The 19,967-nt window shown below is 40.7% G+C and carries 23 protein-coding genes, 1 rRNA gene and 1 pseudogene; 3 read left to right on the forward strand and 22 right to left on the reverse strand.

Annotated features, from left to right (window positions below; genetic code table 11):
• Positions 1–93: ribosomal RNA gene (locus tag B5473_RS02180) — 16S ribosomal RNA — on the reverse strand; the annotation flags it as partial.
• 260 nt (positions 94–353) lie between these two features.
• Between B5473_RS02180 and B5473_RS02185 the strand changes: the two genes are divergently transcribed.
• Entirely contained in the window at positions 354–989 is a 636-nt protein-coding gene (locus tag B5473_RS02185) for a hypothetical protein (RefSeq protein WP_254865221.1), read from the forward strand.
• A 71-nt stretch (positions 990–1,060) separates the two neighbouring features.
• Here B5473_RS02185 and B5473_RS02190 read toward each other — a convergent pair whose 3' ends face one another.
• Entirely contained in the window at positions 1,061–1,741 is a 681-nt protein-coding gene (locus B5473_RS02190; RefSeq protein ID WP_079523466.1) for a KinB-signaling pathway activation protein, read from the reverse strand.
• A gap of 148 nt (positions 1,742–1,889) precedes the next feature.
• Between B5473_RS02190 and gerD the strand changes: the two genes are divergently transcribed.
• Positions 1,890–2,498, forward strand: a complete 609-nt coding sequence (gene gerD, locus B5473_RS02195; protein ID WP_079523467.1) for a spore germination lipoprotein GerD — start codon at positions 1,890–1,892, stop codon at positions 2,496–2,498.
• A gap of 43 nt (positions 2,499–2,541) precedes the next feature.
• Here the strand turns inward: gerD and B5473_RS02200 are convergent, their stop codons facing one another.
• The 5 genes from B5473_RS02200 to B5473_RS02220 form a co-directional block, all read right to left on the reverse strand.
• Positions 2,542–3,597, reverse strand: a complete 1,056-nt coding sequence (locus B5473_RS02200) for a P-loop NTPase (protein ID WP_079523468.1) — start codon at positions 3,595–3,597, stop codon at positions 2,542–2,544.
• A gap of 73 nt (positions 3,598–3,670) precedes the next feature.
• Positions 3,671–4,384: an N-acetylmuramoyl-L-alanine amidase gene (locus tag B5473_RS02205; protein WP_079523469.1), complete on the reverse strand. Its 714-nt coding sequence runs from the start codon at positions 4,382–4,384 to the stop codon at positions 3,671–3,673.
• 58 nt (positions 4,385–4,442) lie between these two features.
• Positions 4,443–6,251: an ABC transporter ATP-binding protein gene (locus B5473_RS02210; protein ID WP_079523470.1), complete on the reverse strand. Its 1,809-nt coding sequence runs from the start codon at positions 6,249–6,251 to the stop codon at positions 4,443–4,445.
• Complete coding sequence (locus B5473_RS02215) at positions 6,244–7,983, reverse strand: ABC transporter ATP-binding protein (protein WP_079523471.1); 1,740 nt, start codon at positions 7,981–7,983, stop codon at positions 6,244–6,246. The genes B5473_RS02210 and B5473_RS02215 overlap by 8 nt, the downstream gene beginning before the upstream one ends.
• 32 nt (positions 7,984–8,015) lie before the next feature.
• Complete coding sequence (locus B5473_RS02220) at positions 8,016–8,300, reverse strand: 2-keto-3-deoxygluconate kinase (RefSeq protein WP_079523472.1); 285 nt, start codon at positions 8,298–8,300, stop codon at positions 8,016–8,018.
• A 167-nt stretch (positions 8,301–8,467) separates the two neighbouring features.
• Here B5473_RS02220 and B5473_RS02225 point away from each other — a divergent pair.
• Positions 8,468–9,387 (forward strand): annotated as a pseudogene (locus B5473_RS02225) (C45 family autoproteolytic acyltransferase/hydolase).
• Between the two features lie 233 nt (positions 9,388–9,620).
• Here the strand turns inward: B5473_RS02225 and rpsI are convergent.
• The 15 genes from rpsI to rplO form a co-directional block, all read right to left on the reverse strand.
• Positions 9,621–10,013, reverse strand: a complete 393-nt coding sequence (rpsI, locus tag B5473_RS02230; protein WP_008406708.1) for a 30S ribosomal protein S9 — start codon at positions 10,011–10,013, stop codon at positions 9,621–9,623.
• Positions 10,014–10,042: 29 nt separating this feature from the next.
• Positions 10,043–10,480, reverse strand: a complete 438-nt coding sequence (rplM, locus tag B5473_RS02235; protein ID WP_008406709.1) for a 50S ribosomal protein L13 — start codon at positions 10,478–10,480, stop codon at positions 10,043–10,045.
• Positions 10,481–10,713: 233 nt separating this feature from the next.
• The gene (truA, locus tag B5473_RS02240) at positions 10,714–11,460 is read right to left on the reverse strand and encodes a tRNA pseudouridine(38-40) synthase TruA (protein WP_079523473.1); all 747 of its coding nucleotides are present in this window, start codon (positions 11,458–11,460) and stop codon (positions 10,714–10,716) included.
• 12 nt (positions 11,461–11,472) lie between these two features.
• Positions 11,473–12,270 (reverse strand): energy-coupling factor transporter transmembrane component T family protein, encoded by a 798-nt coding sequence (locus B5473_RS02245; protein WP_079523474.1) that lies wholly within the window; start codon positions 12,268–12,270, stop codon positions 11,473–11,475.
• Positions 12,267–13,139, reverse strand: coding sequence for an energy-coupling factor ABC transporter ATP-binding protein (locus tag B5473_RS02250; RefSeq protein WP_079523475.1), 873 nt, complete (start codon positions 13,137–13,139; stop codon positions 12,267–12,269). Before B5473_RS02250 ends, B5473_RS02245 begins: the two co-directional genes overlap by 4 nt.
• Positions 13,115–13,960 carry an energy-coupling factor ABC transporter ATP-binding protein gene (locus B5473_RS02255; RefSeq protein WP_079523476.1) on the reverse strand — a complete coding sequence of 282 codons (846 nt, stop codon included), beginning with the start codon at positions 13,958–13,960 and terminating at the stop codon, positions 13,115–13,117. Before B5473_RS02255 ends, B5473_RS02250 begins: the two co-directional genes overlap by 25 nt.
• Positions 13,961–14,401: 441 nt before the next feature.
• Positions 14,402–14,779: a 50S ribosomal protein L17 gene (gene rplQ, locus B5473_RS02260; protein WP_008406715.1), complete on the reverse strand. Its 378-nt coding sequence runs from the start codon at positions 14,777–14,779 to the stop codon at positions 14,402–14,404.
• Positions 14,780–14,835: 56 nt separating this feature from the next.
• The gene (locus B5473_RS02265) at positions 14,836–15,780 is read right to left on the reverse strand and encodes a DNA-directed RNA polymerase subunit alpha (protein ID WP_008406717.1); all 945 of its coding nucleotides are present in this window, start codon (positions 15,778–15,780) and stop codon (positions 14,836–14,838) included.
• A gap of 145 nt (positions 15,781–15,925) precedes the next feature.
• Positions 15,926–16,315, reverse strand: a complete 390-nt coding sequence (gene rpsK, locus B5473_RS02270; RefSeq protein WP_008406718.1) for a 30S ribosomal protein S11 — start codon at positions 16,313–16,315, stop codon at positions 15,926–15,928.
• 26 nt (positions 16,316–16,341) lie between these two features.
• On the reverse strand, positions 16,342–16,707 hold the full coding sequence (gene rpsM / locus B5473_RS02275) for a 30S ribosomal protein S13 (RefSeq protein WP_008406720.1): 366 nt from the start codon (positions 16,705–16,707) through the stop codon (positions 16,342–16,344).
• 24 nt (positions 16,708–16,731) lie between these two features.
• Positions 16,732–16,845, reverse strand: a complete 114-nt coding sequence (gene rpmJ, locus B5473_RS02280; RefSeq protein WP_000868344.1) for a 50S ribosomal protein L36 — start codon at positions 16,843–16,845, stop codon at positions 16,732–16,734.
• Positions 16,846–16,882: 37 nt separating this feature from the next.
• Positions 16,883–17,101, reverse strand: coding sequence for a translation initiation factor IF-1 (gene infA / locus B5473_RS02285; protein ID WP_016839390.1), 219 nt, complete (start codon positions 17,099–17,101; stop codon positions 16,883–16,885).
• Positions 17,102–17,514: 413 nt separating this feature from the next.
• Positions 17,515–18,168 (reverse strand): adenylate kinase, encoded by a 654-nt coding sequence (locus B5473_RS02290; RefSeq protein ID WP_079523477.1) that lies wholly within the window; start codon positions 18,166–18,168, stop codon positions 17,515–17,517.
• A 62-nt stretch (positions 18,169–18,230) separates the two neighbouring features.
• Positions 18,231–19,526 carry a preprotein translocase subunit SecY gene (gene secY, locus B5473_RS02295; protein ID WP_079523478.1) on the reverse strand — a complete coding sequence of 432 codons (1,296 nt, stop codon included), beginning with the start codon at positions 19,524–19,526 and terminating at the stop codon, positions 18,231–18,233.
• A complete protein-coding gene (gene rplO / locus B5473_RS02300; protein ID WP_008406935.1) occupies positions 19,526–19,966 on the reverse strand; it encodes a 50S ribosomal protein L15 in 441 nt (146 codons plus the stop codon). The genes secY and rplO overlap by 1 nt, the downstream gene beginning before the upstream one ends.
• Between the last annotated feature and the right edge of the window lies 1 nt (position 19,967).

Below are 19,967 nucleotides of genomic sequence, written 5' to 3' on the forward strand. Positions count from 1 at the left end.
AAGGTGCAAGCACCAATAAAATTTCCGCTCGACTTGCATGTATTAGGCACGCCGCCAGCGTTCGTCCTGAGCCAGGATCAAACTCTCCATAAAAGTAGTTTGAAAGCTCATTTGCTTTGCTAGCGATCCAACTTCGTTAGAAATTGAAATCTATTGTTTGCTTCATTTAAGAAGCTTGTTTCATTAACGTTGCTTGTTCAGTTTTCAAGGTTCATTGTTTCGTTTGTCGCGTCATCTCTTGGCGACCTACTTATAGTATCACCCCCTTGTTATATCCGTCAACACTTTTTCATAAGTTTTTTATATAATCGCGTTTAAAACTAATTGAAAGTGGGTAGTAAAGCATGTACAAAATGTTGGTATCACTGGTTTTATGCTTATTTTTAGTTTTTATTTATTTTGATGATAAAAATAGTATTTCCCCTGTATTTCAATTAACAGAAGCCCCTGCAGTCATCACAAAAGGCCAGTTTGGGCAAAGCTTAATCATTGAGTTAAGTTATTCCCACAAAGGTTTTGAGGACTGGATTACAAATCTTCGTGAACCATATCCGCTTATATTGGCTGATAGTGACTGGTTGTTACGAAGTCCCGAATTGGTAAAGATGCTGAGGGAAAAAAATATTCGTGTCGGATTGCTTGGTTCTAATAGTGATCAATACGAAGATAAGAATCTATTAAAAAAAGAAATCGCAATCTATGAAAAAACGTTTTACAAAAAACCACTTTGGTTTGCGACCGCCGATTATAAAGTCGATACTTCCATGCAAACTGCTTTGCATGAGCAAGGTATTAATATCGTTGCTCCGACTTATACGTTTCCTATAGAAGAAAGTAAAATTCCTGAAGGTTCATTTGTAAGTATTCCTCTACATCGTGACAAGGAAGTTTCTTTTGAAGGTATTAATGAATTTATAAAAGCGCATAAATTTGTATCTATTGAACAAAATATATTTGGCTATGAAATTTCTACGAAGCGTTATCCTTAAGTTTGAGGAATCTACTATATAACTAAAAAAGGGCTGACACGAAATTTTTCAATTCTGTGATCGCCCTTTTTTTATGCTTTTACAGTTTTAGTTGTTTCTTTTCGTGCTTTGCGACGCTCTTCCAATCGTTTTCGATCTTCTTCTGATTGTGCATTGTATTTTGGCAGCATTAAAATTTGGTATGCATTAACGGCTACTAATGGGAATAATAATAGTGCAACATATACATCAATATTATCTTGTCTTCCCATTAAAGCAATAATCCATTCCAAAGATGTAATAACAATCATGAAAAACAATGTTGAAATCAACACATGCGGTTTTTGCGTCATTTTGATTTTTTTAATTGCTGTCCATATAGCAACACCGACTAGCACTGCAAGCAAGAAGCCATAAAATATCCAGTCTCCAGCCGCATTTGCTCCTGGTGCAAAACGGAAAACAATAATATCCACTAAGACGATAATTATTAATAATATTTGAATCCAATTCCAAAGTGTTAACGTTCTAAATATATTGACCCCGACTTGATGTAGTGTTAAATAAGCGAAAAAGCCTGCTTGTGCCATTACACTCATCGTCATCCCTAATACGATATTCCAAACTACCGCAGCAAGAAATTCTGAGATTTCCCCATTCGCTAAGTATGGCTGGTAAAAGTCCCAACGAATAATTAACGAGGCAACTGCATTAACTAAACCACCGATTACCAATGCCCAAAAAGCAAATTTCACCCAGTTCCGTATCGTCACGAACAAATTCCCCCATTTTTTAATATATCTTGTATATTTTATCAATTCGATGTCAAAAAAGCGACCTCTCTTAAAAGATGTTACATATAATTTGTAAAATTGTGAACAATAAGCGAAAGCGCATAAATGAAGAAAGGTCGTGATAAAAGTGAAACGATTAATCATACTAGCCTTTTCCCTCATTCTCCTTGCCGGTTGTAATGATGCTAAATCGACGACAATGTCCTATGATGAAGTAAAGAAAATTATGGTCGATGCCATTCAAACAGAGGATGGGAAAAAAGCAATTCGCCAAATGTTTGAAGATAAGGATTTCCGGGAGTTGCTTATTTTAAATACTGAAGAAGTTAAGAAAGCGACCGAGGAGACAATGTTGTCAAAAGAGGCAATGGATTTTTGGATTAAAACATTTGAAGACCCGAAATTCAAAGAAACATTTGCTAAAAGTATGCAGGATCAGCAGGAAGATTTAATGAAAAACTTACTGAACGACGCCAGCTACCAAGAATCTTTAACGTCTTTCTTCGGCCAGCCGGATATGCAAAAACAGCTTGAAAGCATAATGAAAGGTGCCGTCATGCGAAAAGAGCTGGAAAAAATCGTAATGGAAACAATCGAAAATCCGCTTATGCAGACAAAATGGCAGGAGCTGATTAAGAAGAGCGGTGAAGCTTCATCCGAATCTGGTTCTGGTTCTGGATCTGAATCCGGTTCAGGGAAGGATAGCGGCGGCGGTAAAGGCAGCGGTGGAGGATAAAAAAAGAACCAGTCGTCTCATTGGGACAACTGGTTGTTTTTTGTTATTTATTTAACTCTGAAATAATTTCTTCAGCGATTTGCAGATAGATTTTACCTGTCGGGTGGTTTTCTGCATAGACAGATGGTGCGAAGTCTTCTTCTGTCCAATCTGGTTGTCCTAACGGAATTTGACCAAGTAATTTTGTGCGCAATTCATCAGCCAGCTTCGGACCGCCACCTTGACCAAATACGAACTCTTTTTCCCCTGATTTGCTTTCATACCAAGCCATATTCTCAATAACACCAAGGATCTCATGATTGGTTTGTAATGCCATCGCACCAGCACGGGCTGCTACGAAAGCGGCTGTCGGGTGAGGTGTTGTCACAACAATCTCTTTTGAAGACGGCAGCATTTGGTGAATATCCAGTGCTACGTCTCCTGTTCCTGGTGGTAAATCCAATAGTAAGTAGTCTAAATCGCCCCACTCTACATCGCGGAAGAACTGGTCCAATACTTTCCCAAGCATAGGTCCGCGCCATACGATAGGTGCATTGTTTTCAACGAAGAATCCCATAGAGATAACTTTTACACCAAGGCGTTCCACCGGATAAATACGGTCATCTTTTACGACCGGCATTTCTGTTACGCCCATCATGTCCGGTACAGAGAAACCATAAATATCAGCATCGATTAAACCGACTTTTTTGCCTAGGCGTGCTAGTGCAACTGCCATATTTACAGATACCGTTGATTTCCCTACCCCGCCTTTACCTGATGCAATTGAAATAAATTGTACGCTTGATAAAGGTGATAAAATATCTTGTGCTTCTGCTTCCGTCGCTTGTCCACGGAATGATTGCAGTACTTCTGCCGGTAATTCTTCAAAACGAATTCCAACTGAAGCCGCGCCATTTTCTTTTAGCACTTCGACAATTTTCATTTGAAGCGTCATTTGTTCAGGCGTATTAGTTTTTGCAATTGCAATACGAACACTCACATGCGCTTTTTCTGCTTTAATCGAAACGTTTGTTACACCTTTAGTTTCTGCTAGTGATTTATGTAAAAACGGATCTTGTAGTTTTCCTAATAGTTCTCGGACTTGTTCCTCATTTAACATATCAAACACTCCCCTGAATGAAATTACAATTGTTAGTATATCATAATCGATTCGTATTGTTATTACATGTTGCCTACTCGTATTTTACGTGAATATAATTTTCAATGCCGCGCGCAATCGCAAATGCCATTTTTTCCTGATAGCTGTCATTTGCCAGTAAATCACGCTCTTCCTCATTGCTTAAAAAACCTGTTTCTACTAATACAGCCGGTTTTTCAACTTTCTTTAATAAATAAACATTTTTAATCGCCAGTGCTTCGCGTTCCGTATTTTCCATCGTCTCTCGAATTGATTGCTGAACAGCCTGTGCGAGTGCCGCACTTTTCTCATTTCCAGTCTGATGGTAAAACACTTGCGCCCCTCTCCACTTGCTATTTGGGATTGCATTTGCATGAATCGTAATGAATAGATCCGGTTCATGTGAATCTACTAACGTTTCACGTAAAAAAATGTCCTGTTTTTTACGCTCACGAAGTGTTGGAAATGTCTCACTTGGTGCATGTTCACTTAATACATCCCCATCTGTTGAACGTGTTAATACTACTTCTGCCCCTAAACGTGTCAATTGACGAGCTACTTTTTTTGTAATTGCCAGTGTCACATCTTTTTCGATTACCTCTCCATTTGAAGCACCACCATCAACCCCTCCATGACCAGCATCTAATACAATTTTTACCCCACCTAATGGCTCGGGTAAAAAAAATCGCCGGTCGGATGCGTTCGTTTCATATACAACGACAAGCATCGAACAAAAAATTACGAATATGAGTGCAAGCCAACGTCTCAAAAAAAACACCGTCCTTTTTGCCTACTATACGCAAAAGGACGGTGGAATATTCACCTTATCATTGAGACAAAAGCTGACGCTGTAATGTTGCATAAAAACCTTGTTCATCCATTAAAGAATCATGATTTCCTTGTTCTAAAATCCGGCCATCTTTAATGACAAGGATCTGGTCTGCATTTTCAATCGTTTTAAGACGGTGTGCAATGACAAAGCTCGTACGCCCTTCCATCAAATTGTTCAAACCTTTTTGAATATGCACTTCTGTCATCGTATCAACACTTGAAGTTGCTTCATCTAAAATTAAGATGTCCGGGTCTTCTAGAATGGCACGGGCAATCGCTATAAGCTGACGCTGCCCCTGACTTAAATTTAAGCCCCCGCTTGTCAGCACAGTATCGTACTGTTCAGGCAAATACTTGATAAAATTATGTGCATATGCAATTTTTGCCGCTTGTTCAACTTCATCATCCGTTGCATGGAGCTTACCAAAACGGATATTCTCTCGTACTGTTCCTGAAAACAAGTACGTATCCTGCAGTACGACTCCGACATGATCACGCACATTCGTCATCTTGTAATGTTCAATTGGTTCGCCGTCCAATAAGATTCTGCCACCTGTCGCATCATAAAATCGGGTTAACAGCTGAATGATTGTCGTCTTCCCTGAACCAGTCGGACCAACTATAGCAATTGTCTCACCTGCTTTTGCTTCAAAATCAATTCCGTGTAATACAGTCTTGCCCGTTTCATAGGCAAACTGAACGTTTTCGAATTTTACATCACCACTATACTGTTCTTTCGCTGTTGCATTTTCAATATCCGCTACTTCTTTTGCTTCATCCAATATTTCAAAAACACGTTCGGAACCCGCAACGGCGGATTGGAACGTATTGAGCAAGTTCGACAGCTGATTGATTGGTCGGAAAAACTGGCGGGTATACGTAACAAATGATGCGATTACTCCGATTGTAAGTCCGCTTGTTACAGCCATGATTGCACCAACACCTATTACAAGACTTAAACCCAAGTTGTTCATAAAATTATTGATTGGACCCATGAATCCAGAAATAATATCGGCTCGCATTGCTGAACCGCGCAATCGCTCATTGGCTTCTTTAAACTCCGCGAGTGTTGATTTTTCCTGACCGAAAAGCGTAATAATATCCGCGTTCGAAATGGTTTCTTCAATATAACCATTCAAATTGCCCAAATCCCGTTGACGTGCCTTGTAGTTCACGCTGCTTCGTTTAATGATCTGCTTTGTCGCAAAAACGATGAGCGGAATAATGATGAGCGTTACTAGCGCTAATCGCCAATCTAAATAAAAGAGTGCAAAGGCTGTTCCGACAATCGTTAAAAAACTCGAAACAATTTGTATGACACTTTGTGACAAAGCCGCATTTAAATTTTCGATATCATTTGTCATTCTGCTCATTAAATCGCCCTGCTGTCTTTTATCGTAAAACGCGAGCGGCAATGACTGGTACTGCTCAAACAGCTGTTGTCGCAACCGGCGAATCGTCTTCTGTGAAACACGAATCATGACAAAGGTTTGAAGCCAAGTAAGTAACGACGACGCAATATAGACACCGGCTAAAATAAGTGCCATCCGAATCGCTCCTGGAACATCGAGCTTCACAATATAATCATCGATTGTTTTCCCGATTAAAAATGGGCCGACTAAGCTTAATAATGTACTAATAATAACGAAAATGACAACACTGATCAGTTCTACCTTTTGTATGCGTAAATAACTCCAAATACGAAGCAATGTTTCTTTTTGATTTTTTGGCTTCACAACCGGACCTGTAAAGCGCCCACCTGGATGCCTCATTGGTACAGGCGGTTCCCCTTGTTGTTTATTCACTTAAGGTCACCCCTTTTTCTGCCTGTGTTCTTGCCATCTCTTGATACAATGGGCTTTCCTGCAATAATTGCTCATGTGTTCCCCCTGCGGCAATTTTCCCGTCATCCATTACGAGTATTTGATCGGCATGACGAATGGAGGAAATTTTAGACGAGACAATGACTTTTGTGGCATCACTAAATTCTTCCTCAATCGCCCGTTGAATCGTTTTTTCAGAAATACTGTCAACCGCACTTGTCACATCATCCAAAATTAAAATACTCGGTTTCCGGATAAAGGATCTCGCCATTGCCAAACGCTGCTTTTGCCCACCTGACAAGTTTGTTGCCCCTTGTGTGAGCAAGTGTTCTGTCCCTGCATCCAGTTTATCGACAAACTCCTTCGCATTTGCTGATTGCAATGCCTGCAAAATTTCCTCTGCCGTTGCATCGGATTTGCCGTAGCGTAAGTTGCCGGCAATCGTTTTCGAGAACAATGTGGCTTTTTGCGGCGAAAAACCGAGCGACTGGCGTAAATGTTCCAATGAATAGTTCCCGATGGGTATCCCGTCAATTTTTACGATACCACTGTCAGGATCAAACAAGCGCGGAATCATTTTAACCAATGTCGATTTCCCGCTACCTGTCATTCCGATAATGCCGAGCGTTTCTCCCGCATTCACGTGGAAGCTAATGTTCTTCAATACCGATTCTGTTTCTTTTAAATAAGAAAAGCTTACATTTTCGAAACTTATACTTCCTTGAATTTCTTTCGTCTCTGGTTCTGAAGGACTCGCTAGGTCTGTTTTCTCTTCCAGCACTTCTACGATTCGCCCTGCGCTTGGTATCGCACGTGCCAGCTGTACAAGTACCATTGAAGAACTCATCAGCCCCTGCATGACCATCATTAAATAGTTGATAAAGGCTAGAATAACCCCCACTTGTAAAGTATTGTTATCTACTTTGATGGCACCCATCCAAAGTGCTGCTACAATACCTAAGTTCACGACAAACATCGTAAGTGGTGCAAGTACGCCTATAATTTGATCGGCTGCCATACTGCGCTTCATCAGCTGTGTGTTCACACCGGTAAACTGCTCAATTTGATGATTTTTCCGGTTGTAAGCCTTGATGACCCGAATACCTGCCAAGTTTTCCTGGACTTTCGTATTTACAACATCGACCACCTTTTGCACTTTATGAAAAAGCCTGCCGGATAGTGCCGTAAAATAGTACATGCAAAATGCCAAAATCGGCACAACGACCAACAAAATCGGAAATAACTCGCGCGCTGTAATAAAGACAATGACAATGGCCCCGATAAACATCATCGGTCCACGGACAAATATTTTTAATAACATCGTCAGTGCACGCTGAAGCATTTCCATATCACTTGTTAAATTCGTAACAAGCTTTCCTAGCGTAAATTTATCTTTACTGCTATTTGAAAAGTACGTAATCGTTTCATATAAATCCTGACGGAGATCGGTTGAGAAGTTAACGGCCGTCCGCGATGCGTAAATCGAACACCCTACCCCGCCGATTAAGCCGATTACGGATGTCGCTATCATTAAGCCAAACATTTTCACAATATATGACGTATCATTTTGAGCAATCCCCTCATCGATAATGTGCTGTAATATTGTAGGCTGCAGTAAATCCATGCTTACCTCAATTACCATCATTACGGGAGCGATGATCGCAAATAGTATATATGGCTTAATATATTCTGAGAGTTTCCATACTGCCTGCATTAAACAAGTTCACTTCCTTATGTTGTGAAAAATTATTCCTCTTCTGTTGCCCGTGTTTCTTCCAAAAATTCATTCAACTGAAACAAGCCTACGAAATCATTCATAATCGCTTCGGTCGCTTTCAGTTCTCCGGCAATGACAGGATGAATCGATTGCAACTCGGCAGACTCCAGCTGTTGTTTCAATGTTGAACGTTTCGTTTCGAGTTGGCGGTAAAACTCCAGTGCACGCCCGCGCCTGAATGTTTGGGCACCCTTTGAACGGCGGTTACCATGTTCTCCTTCTCCTCGAGGTCTCCCTCTACCTTCTGATCTCATATTTTTCACCCCAACCTTTTTGAATACTATTGTATACTAATGTATACAAAATTTCTACTCTGGTTAAAGTATTTAGAAGAAGTACTTTTCTCAATTCCTTTTATTTTGTTTGTCCAATAAATATCGTTACTATGAAAAAAAGCAGTTTTATTAAAGGGGTACTTAAAATGAAAAACGTGACAAGCGATATTATTCAGTTTAGAGGATCGCATTATGAGTTTGGTATATATCAGGGAGAGCTTTTAAAGAATTCTCCTCTTCTTTCCAATAGAGAACAACTTTATCAACAATTGAATCATAGATTTTCTATAGATAAATCATATGTTAAGAAACTTTTAGTCCGTCTCGGTCCGGGAATTGAAGAGGAAATCGAAGGTCTTGCTTACTCGCTTGGTTATAAGGAGGAAAAGGCTTTACTTCATTATGGCGGCTATTATGCCGCACACAAAAAAAGCGGATGTTCTATTACGACAAGCCCTTCTTATATGATCCGCAACTATGACAATGATCCCCAAACTTACGACGGGCGTTTTATGTTATATGCCCCATCTGACGGTGGCTACGCGACACTCGGACCTTCCATGCAAATTACAGGGCGTATGGATGGAATGAATGGAAAAAATTAAAAAATATTCCCCATAAGCATTCATTTAATTATGTATTACTAGATGCCAAGCAAACGATGGTAGCAGTAGAAGCATCTCCGCGCAATGTGGCCGTACGGGACGCAACAGCGTGCACGAATCACTTTAATGTCCTGAAAGAAGAAAATCGGTATCGAACGGAGGATTCCTTAGCGCGGGAGCACATTATTTCGAATGCCCAGGCAAATTCGCTTACTTTTGAAAATGCATTTAAATTAATGAATGGTATCGAAAATGGGGTATTTGCGACAAAATACGGAGCATGGGATGGTACACTTCATACGGTTGGCTATTTACCAGCTGAAGGTAAATGTATTTTTGCTTTAGGTGGGGATGCGTTGCCTGTAGTGATTGATTTTAAATCATGGATAAGCGGAACTCATTTGCCTCTTTCAAAAATTAAAGGAAAACTCCATGCGACAAACGGCTTTGCAAATGAATAAGAACAAAAGTGCTAAAGCGCCCGTTCAAATCCGAGGGGGCATAACGCCACGTCCTTGTGGCATGCCCCCAATGACTCACGCCGTGTGAGCCGCAAGACTAGGAAGGCCTGACGCAAAAGGACTTAATGGTGTGAGGAGTTGGCGCTTTTGCCTGGACGGGAACAAAAAAACCCCCTTCTCGGAAAAATTCCAAGAAAGGGTTTTGTAATTTCGCAAAATAGTAATCGTAAAGATTAACGTTTTGAGAACTGAGGTGCACGACGAGCGCCGCGTAGACCTGGTTTTTTACGCTCTTTCATACGTGAATCACGAGTTAATAGACCCGCTGATTTTAAAGCTGGGCGGAAGTCTGGATCAACTTGTAATAATGCACGTGCGATACCGTGACGGATTGCTCCAGCTTGACCTGTGAATCCACCACCGTTTACGTTAACGTGAACGTCATATGAACCTTTAGTTTCTGTAGCTACTAATGGTTGGTTGATAATTAAGTGTAAAGTTTCGTATGGTAGGTAATCTGCAACATCACGGTTGTTGATTACTACTTTACCTTCGCCTGGTACTAAACGTACGCGAGCAGTTGAGCTTTTACGGCGACCTGTGCCGATGTATTGTACTTGTGCCAAAGTTATTTCCTCCTATTATAGTTTATTGATTAACCACGTAACTCGTAAGCTTCTGGTTTTTGTGCAGCATGTGGATGTTCAGAACCAGTGTAAACGTTCAATTTAGAGAACATTTGACGACCTAAAGAGTTCTTTGGAAGCATACCTTTAATTGCTAACTCAAGCATTTGAGTTGGGTATTTTTCCTTCATTTCACCAGCTGTACGTTGTTTTAAACCACCAGCGAATTGAGTGTGACGGTAGTAAATTTTCTTTTGTAATTTGTTACCTGTTAACTCAATTTTATCAGCGTTGATGATGATCACATGATCTCCTGTATCAACGTTTGGTGTGAAAGTTGGTTTATGTTTACCGCGTAAGATAGAAGCTACTTCAGAAGCTAAACGACCTAACGTTTGGCCTTCTGCGTCAACTACTAACCATTTACGTTCTACTTCTTGACCTTTAGCCATGAAAGTTGTGCGCATGTTTGTATCCTCCTAATCGATATGAATTACCGTTATTTTTCATTATATACACTTTATAAGTTTCGGGGCTTATTTTTGTGGTGGTAATGAAAATACCATACATCATCATATACTGGATCGCGTTTAAAGTCAAGATATTTAATTGAACACCTGGAGAGGTTGTTAACCCTTTTCACAAGCCGATTTCTCTAGGATTTTGACGTGAAAAGCGAAACTTTTTCAAAAAAATTTTATTAATCTTGATAAAAAACTTGTTCTAAATATAGACCATGTGCCGGTGCTGTTTTACCTGCCTGTGCACGGTCCATCGAAGCAATCGTTTTTTCCAGTGACGATACTTCCCTTCGACCGATGCCAACTTCCCACAATGTCCCTGCAATGATCCGCACCATATTATATAAAAAGCCGTTGCCGCTGATAGTCATATGCAATTCTTCTCCATGCCAGGAAAGCTCCAGTGCTTCAACCGTACGCACTTTATCAACAACACTGGTATTTGCCGCGCAAAAGCAGCTGAAGTCATGTGTCCCGACAATTGCCTGTGCTGCTTCACGCATTGCCTCTACATTCGGCTTCACTCCACCTGTCTCGACTGTACAATGCCTTCTAAACGGGCTTTGAACAGCGTTGCAATCCCAAATATACCGATAACGTTTGCCTGATACATCATAGCGGGCATGAAAGTCTTCCCTTACTTGCTCCATATGAAGTACACGAATATCACGCGGCAATTGGACATTTAATGCTTTTTGGAATTTTTCAGGCGGAATCGCAAGAGCGGTATCAAAATGTATGACTTGACCTGTTGCGTGGACACGCGCATCTGTACGGCCGCTTGCTGTAATCTTAACGTGTGTCCCTTTATGCATTGTAGTTAATACTTTTTCGATTTCAAGCTGTACTGTACGCTCACCAGGCTGTACCTGATAGCCCGCAAAACCGGTGCCGTCATAGCTAATCGTTGCTTTTAATCTCACCATATCTTTACTCCTCTAACTGCGCAGCATCCATAACAGGACGCCCAATAATACAAGTACGACTATAATAGCCGTATCTCTTCCCATCCACTTTAACTGACGGTATTTCGTACGCCCTTCGCCCCCGCGGTAGCCTCGCACTTCCATCGCAGTCGCTAAATCTTCCGCACGTTTAAATGCACTGACAAAGAGGGGTACCAACAACGGCACAACTGCCTTAAGACGATCTTTAATCGGTCCTGCACTTAAATCCGAACCGCGGGCCATCTGCGCTTTCATAATTTTATCCGTCTCATCCATTAATGTTGGGATGAAACGTAAAGAAATCGACATCATTAATGCAAGCTCATGAACAGGCAGCTTTAGCTTTTTAAACGGATTGAGCAGTACTTCCAGACCGTCCGTAATTGAAATAGGGGAAGTAGTTAACGTTAAGATCGATGTCATAAATACAAGCATTAAAAAGCGCATTGATATGAACATCCCTTGCCTTAAACCTTCTTCGTATATTTTCATAAAGCCAAGATCAACTAATACCGGTCCTTCCCTCGTCATAAACAAATGCAAAATTAAAGTGAAGAGCATTAAAAATATGACGGGTTTCAAACCGTTGATTAAAAAATAAAGGCGGATTCTCGAAAGTAAAATAACGAGTAATGTAAACGCCAAAAGCAACGCATAGGTCACTATATTATTGGCAAAAAAGACTACGATAATAAATGCAAAAACAAAAAGCAGCTTTGAGCGCGGATCGAGCTTATGCACAAATGAATTGCCTGGTATATAGCGCCCAAAAATCATTTTTTCCATCATTGCTGTTCACGCCCCTTTGGAATTGCCTGTCCAATTTCTACGGCAAGCTCTTCTTCAGTTAAGCATACTTTCGCTAACGGTTTCCCCATCATCTTCTCGATCTGATGCTGAAAGCGAACAATACGTGGCGGCTCCAGACGGAATTGGGCAAGAGTTTCGCGATCGCTGAAAATTGTACGCGGATCTCCAGTTAACACACAGCGTCCTTCATGCATAATGGCAACCGCATCCGCATAGCGTGCCGCATCTTCCATACTATGTGTAACAAGTATCGTTGTTAACCCGCGCTCTTTATGTAGCTTATAAAATAAGTCCATAATTTCCTTTTGGCCACGTGGATCAAGACCCGCTGTAGGCTCATCCAGAACGATTACTTCAGGATCCATTGCCAATACCCCTGCAATGGCAACACGGCGCATTTGGCCACCCGAGAGATCAAATGGGGACTTGTCCATAATTTCTTCCGGCAACCCTACTAAAGAGATCAGCTCACGCGCACGTTTTTCCGCTTCTTCTTCAGACACCCCAAAATTCATCGGACCAAACATAATATCCTTTAATACGGTCTCCTCAAAAAGCTGGTGTTCAGGAAACTGAAACACGATGCCTACCTTTTGACGCACTTCTTTTAAGTCTTTTGCTTTTTTTCCTGCTTCTATCATACGGTCCCCGATTTTTACGGTACCGCTCGAAGGTTTTAATAATCCGTTAAAGTGAAGGAGGATAGTGGATTTTCCTGAACCAGTATGTCCGATAATCGCCTGAAATGTTCCACTTTTAATTGTTAAGTCAACCTCATGTAAAGCTTGTTTTTCAAACGGAGTGCCTTTTGCATAGGCATAGCTTACTTGTTGAAGTTGGATGTCCATAAGTCATTCACCAGCTCTTCTTCTGTCATATGTTGTCCTACAAGATGTACACCTTGTGCTTGCAGCAGCTTCGTCATTTTCATCGCAAACGGCATATCCAAACCAAACTGTACGAGATCATCACCCAATGCAAAGATCTCTTCAGGCGTTCCTTCTGCGTATTTTTTACCGGCATTCATAAAAATAATACGGTCTGCCAGTAAAGCTTCTTCAAGATCATGTGTTATCGCAAGTACCGTAAGACCAATTTCTTTACGCAGTGCTTCCACGATTGTTAACACTTCTTCACGGCCTTGAGGATCCAGCATAGATGTTGCTTCGTCCAATATTAATATTTGCGGATGCATTGCCAATGCCCCAGCAATAGCAACACGCTGCTTCTGTCCGCCTGATAGATGATGTGGCTCGTGGTTGATAAAGTTTTCCATCTTCACTTGTCTGAGTGCATTGTGCACACGTTTAACCATCTCTTCATGCGGAACACCGTTGTTTTCGAGTGAGAAGGCAACATCATCCTGCACAGTAGCCCCTACAAACTGATTGTCCGGATTTTGAAAGACAATACCAATCTGTGAACGAATATCCCATATATTTTCTTCTGTAAGGATCTCACGTTTAATACGGACTTCCCCTTGCTGTGGCATTAGTAATCCACTCATCAATTTAGCCATTGTCGATTTTCCTGAGCCGTTATGACCGACAATCGTAATCCATTCCCCTTTATTAATCATAAAGGAAACATCCTCTACCGCATTTTGTTTATGAGGCTCTTCCGGTGTATAGGAGTAGGTCACTTGATTAAATGATAAAATTTCACTCATACGCAGCTAATCTCCCCTCTGCTTCGCTATAGTATGACTTATTATTAGTTAACTTGAATTTCCCAGGAAATGATACCTATATAAAAATAAAGCACGTTTTCAAACAAGTTTTGCGCGAACGGCCACCTATTTAAACGTACTTTATGTTTGCATATGTATAGGGAATTTAGGGGCTCAACCCTTCATTCCATAAATAAAAAAGCGCGCACCTCATTCAGAGAAATGCGCTTGTCGTTACATTTACAAAATTTAAGGGTGCTCAAGCCCTAAAATTCGTTGAATGAGGTGCGGAGAGCTAAACGAGACGCCAGTATTTACTACCCCGCTCATCATAACGCTCAGCTTAATTATGTCGTATAAATCGATTTGTTTATATAAAAAAGGGGTGCGGGTTCAACCGGTGAACCGGACACCCCTTTTTCACCTGTATGTTATTAAGAATTAAACTAATTCGATAACTACTACTGGTGCGCCGTCTCCACGACGAGGACCTACTTTAAGAATACGAGTGTAACCACCTTGACGCTCCGCATAACGAGGTGCGATATCGTCAAATAATTTTTGAAGTGCGAAAACAGTTTTTTCTTCTTCGCCTTCTCCAACTGTTACTAGCTCACGACGGATGAATGCTGCTGCCTGACGACGAGCGTGTAAATCTCCGCGTTTACCTAAAGTAATCATTTTCTCAACAGCTTTACGAGTTTCTTTAGCGCGCGCTTCAGTAGTTTCGATGCGCTCGTTGATGATTAAATCAGTAGCTAAGTCGCGTAATAATGCTTTACGTTGAGAACTTGTACGACCAAGTTTTCTGTAACCCATGGACGTTTCCCTCCTTTTAAATATATCTGATCTAGCTAAATTTTATAATTTTTCGCTTAGTCTTCTTTACGCAATCCTAAACCAAGCTCTTCTAACTTATGCTTAACTTCTTCAAGAGACTTACGACCAAGATTACGTACTTTCATCATATCGTCTTCTGACTTGTTAGCTAACTCTAATACCGTATTGATACCAGCACGCTTCAAGCAGTTGTAAGAACGAACAGAAAGATCAAGTTCTTCGATAGTCATCTCTAATACTTTTTCTTTTTGGTCTTCTTCTTTTTCGACCATGATTTCAGCAGTTTGTGCCTCGTTCGTCATGCCAACGAAGATATTTAAGTGTTCAGTTAAAATTTTCGCTCCAAGTGAAATCGCCTCTTTAGGACCGATGCTTCCATCTGTCCATACATCAAGTGATAACTTGTCGTAGTCAGAATTTTGTCCAACACGAGTGTTCTCTACTTGGAAGTTGACGCGTGAAACTGGAGTGTAAATAGAGTCGATCGGGATCACGCCGATAGGAAGATCCTCACGTTTGTTTTGATCAGCAGGAGTATAACCACGGCCACGTTGTGCGTACATACGCATACGTAAATGACCGTTCTTAGCGATTGTTGCGATATATAGATCTGGGTTTAAAATTTCTACATCACTGTCATGTGTAATGTCAGCTGCAGTAACCGTTCCGTCACCTTTTACATCAATCTCAATAACTTTTTCTTCGTCAGAGTAGATTTTTAAAGCTAGCTTTTTCACGTTTAAGATAATCGATGCGACATCTTCTACAACGCCTTCTACAGTTGAGAATTCGTGTAATACGCCGTCAATTTGAATTGACGTAACAGCAGCTCCAGGTAATGAAGACAGAAGGATACGACGTAGAGAATTCCCCAAAGTATTACCATAACCGCGTTCAAGCGGTTCTACAACAAACTTGCCGTATTTGGCATCTTCGCTAATCTCCACTGTTTCAATCTTTGGTTTTTCAATTTCGATCATTCCAATTTACCCTCCTTCAAAACATCTAATGTATAGGTTCTTATCATCATAGTTGTTAATCTGAGTTAGACTATAAAATGCACAAGACTTTTGTACAAAGTAACATGATGTACGTAGAAGTAATTATACTTCTAAGCTGCACCCATTACACACGACGACGTTTTGGCGGACGGCAACCGTTATGAGGAACTGGAGTAACGTCTTTAATAGCAGTTACTTCTAATCCAGCAGCTTGAAGTGCACGTACTGCAGCTTCACGACCTGAACCAGGACCTTTAACTGTTACTTCAATGTTTTTTAAACCATGTTCCATTGAAGTTTTTGCAGCTGTTTCAGCAGCCATTTGAGCTGCGAATGGAGTTGATTTACGTGAACCACGGAAACCTAAAGCACCAGCTGAAGACCAAGATAATGCGTTACCTTGCATATCAGTGATCGTTACGATTGTATTGTTGAATGTAGAACGGATGTGAGCAACACCAGATTCGATGTTCTTTTTCACACGACGTTTACGAGTTTGTTGTTTACGAGCCATGTTAAGAAGGAACCTCCTTTACTTAATTATTTTTTCTTGTTCGCTACAGTCTTACGTGGACCTTTACGCGTACGCGCATTGTTTTTCGTATTTTGACCACGAACAGGTAAACCACGACGGTGACGGATACCACGGTTTGAAGCGATTTCCATTAAACGTTTGATGTTTAAAGAAACTTCACGACGTAAGTCACCTTCAGTTTTGTATGAATCTAATTGTTCACGGATTTGGTTTAATTGATCTTCTGTTAAGTCTTTAACGCGAGTATTTTCGTCAATACCTGCACCTGCTAATACTTTTTGAGAAGTAGTTTTACCAATACCGTAAATGTATGTTAATGAAATTACAACGCGTTTGTCGCGAGGAATATCAACACCAGCAATACGTGCCATTCGTTAGTGCACCTCCTTGATTAATTATCCTTGTTTTTGTTTGTGTTTAGGATTTTCACAGATTACCATTACTTTACCGCGTCGGCGAATTACTTTACATTTTTCGCAGATCGGTTTCACAGATGGTCTCACTTTCATCTAACCTAACCTCCTTAATAGTCCGGAGTGCAAAAGATTATTTAAAACGGTATGTGATACGACCGCGAGTTAAATCATAAGGAGATAACTCAATAGTAACCTTATCTCCAGGTAGGATACGGATAAAGTGCATACGGATCTTTCCAGATACGTGTGCAAGCACAGTGTGCCCATTTTCTAATTCTACCTTAAACATCGCGTTTGGCAAAGTCTCAACAACTGTCCCTTCGACTTCAATTACATCGTCTTTCGCCATCTTCTCGACTCCCTTCTATATGCTTATATCAAAAAACTCATGCGAGCTCTTGCAACTGTTTCTCCTAATTAAGAAGCAACTCGTTTCAACATATGGTTTGGATTGCATGAGAGATGTAGAATAAGACGCTCGTCTGGTTTCGCTTCACACAATCCATGGAAACAGTATCCTATAAGGAACCGCATCCTTATGTTAACACGATAGCCGGAATGTCTTGATGAGAGATTCATACCCGTTACACAGATGCTTCCACGAAACCCATTATACGTTACAAAGATGTCATCACACTAATTAAGTGCTCAACCTTTATAGTATATACCGGGCACAATATGCTTTTGCAACTCTCAAAAAATTATGTTTCGTTGTTGCCTCCGCATGACTACCGCGGAAGCTGTCTAGCGCCCGGACGGATATCAGCTGCGGCTGCCCTGCAATAGAGCATCAAGATCAGCAAATACTTTAGAAATTTCTTGCTGTCCATTAATATTTGTAAGTACTCCCTTTGCTTCATAGAAGTCAAGTAAAGGTTGTGCTTGGTTCATATTTACTTCCAGACGGTTTGTAACAGTTTCAGGATTATCATCTGCACGCGTGTATAACTCGCCGCCATCCTTATCACAAATGCCATCCACTTTTGGTGGGTTGAACACTAAATGATATGATGTACCACAAGTCTTACAAATACGACGACCACTTAAACGTGCGATTAACTCTTCTTTTTCAACTTGAACATTAATTGTATGCTCAACTGGGCGCCCTAATTCTTCAAGGATGCTATCTAAAGCTTCAGCTTGAGGAACTGTACGCGGGAATCCGTCTAATAAGAAACCTTTTTCGCAGTCTGGTTGTGAAAGACGTTCACGAACAATACCAATCGTTACTTCATCAGGTACTAATGCACCTTGATCCATAAATGATTTGGCCTGTAAACCTAATTCTGTACCTTCTTTAATAGCGGCACGGAACATATCGCCTGTAGAAATATGAGGGATTGCGTACTTCTCAACAATTTTGTCAGCCTGAGTACCTTTACCGGCACCTGGAAGACCCATTAAAACGATATTCATACGTAATACTCCCCTTTATAGCATAAGCCGGTAAGGAAACGAGAATGTTTCCTAAACCTGCATTATTTCATAAAGCCTTTATAATGACGCTTCACTAATTGAGACTCTAACTGTTTCATCGTTTCAAGTGCAACACCGACTACGATAATCATACTTGTTCCCCCGATTTGAGCCGAAGCTGGCAGGTTCATAAAGTTAATGAATAAAATCGGCATTACTGAAATAACTACTAAGAATAAAGCACCAACTAATGTCAAACGATAAAGAACTTTTGTTAAGTAAGCTTGAGTGTCATTACCTGGGCGGATACCCGGGATATAAGCACCTTGCTTTTTCAAGTTGTCTGCCACATTTTCCGGATTCACCTGGATGAATGCATAGAAGTATGTGAAGGCGATAATTAAAGCAACATAGATTAACATACCAACAGGTTTAGTATAGTCAAACGTGTTCGTAATAAACGCTGTTACATTATTATCTCCAAAGAATGTTGCTAAAGTTTGAGGTGTAACAATAAACGCAACCGCAAAGATTACCGGAATAACCCCTGCAGCATTTACTTTTAACGGTAAATGCGTTTGCTGTGCACCAACTTTAGGTGAATTCCCAGCAACTCGTTTTGCATATTGAATTGGAATTTTACGCAACGCTTGTTGAATATAAATAACTCCAACGACAACAGCAAGCAGCACTAGAACTAATAGAACTAAAATGGCAATATTGATAAACAATTGATCGCCGGCTCCATCAATTTGTTGTGCATAGATTTGGTTTACTGCGTTAGGAATCGCAGCTACGATACCAGCAAAGATAATGATAGAAATACCGTTACCAACACCATATGCAGTAATTTGTTCAGATAACCACAATAGGAATGCCGTACCTGCAGTTAACACGATTGAAATCGTTAAGTATGATTGAATACTAGTATCCGTAATCAACGATCCGCCATAAAACTGGTTAAACCCAAAGCTCATTGCGAAAGATTGAATGAATGCTAATACAATCGTAAAGTAACGAGTGAATTGAGCCAACTTGCGTCGACCTACATCACCTTGTTTCGCCCATTCTGCAAACTTAGGAACAACATCCATTTGAAGTAACTGGACAATAATTGAGGCTGTGATGTACGGCATAATCCCCATCGCAAAGATCGAGAAGTTTGCCAATGCACCACCGCCAAACGTATTAAGGAAACCTACTAAGCTGAACTCATCAGTTGCCTTTAATACATCTGCGTTAACATTAGGTACCGGGATGAAAGTCCCGAGACGAAAAATGATTAACATTAAAAGTGTGAAGATGATTTTATTTCGTATATCTCGAACGCGCATAAAGTTAGAGATTGTCTGAAACATTAGATCACCTCAGTTGTTCCGCCAGCGTTCTCAATTGCTTCTTTTGCAGAAGCTGAGAATTTGTGAGCCTTAACATTAAGCTTAACGCTTAACGTTCCATGACCTAGAATTTTGATTCCAGCTTTTTCGTTGCTCACGATACCAGTTTCTAATAATAATGCAGGTGTTACTTCTGCACCATCTTCAAAACGGTTTAACGCGTCAAGGTTAACGATAGCGTATTCTTTACGGTTAATGTTCGTAAAGCCACGTTTAGGTAAACGACGGAAAAGTGGGTTTTGACCCCCCTCAAATCCTGGGCGAACGCCGCCGCCAGAACGAGCGTTTTGACCTTTATGACCTTTACCAGAAGTTTTACCGTTACCAGAACCGATACCACGACCAACGCGGTTACGTACTTTACGTGAACCTTCTGCTGGTTTTAACTCATGAAGTTTCATT

The organism is Solibacillus isronensis (assembly GCF_900168685.1).
Taxonomy (GTDB): Bacteria; Bacillota; Bacilli; order Bacillales_A; family Planococcaceae; genus Solibacillus; species Solibacillus isronensis_A.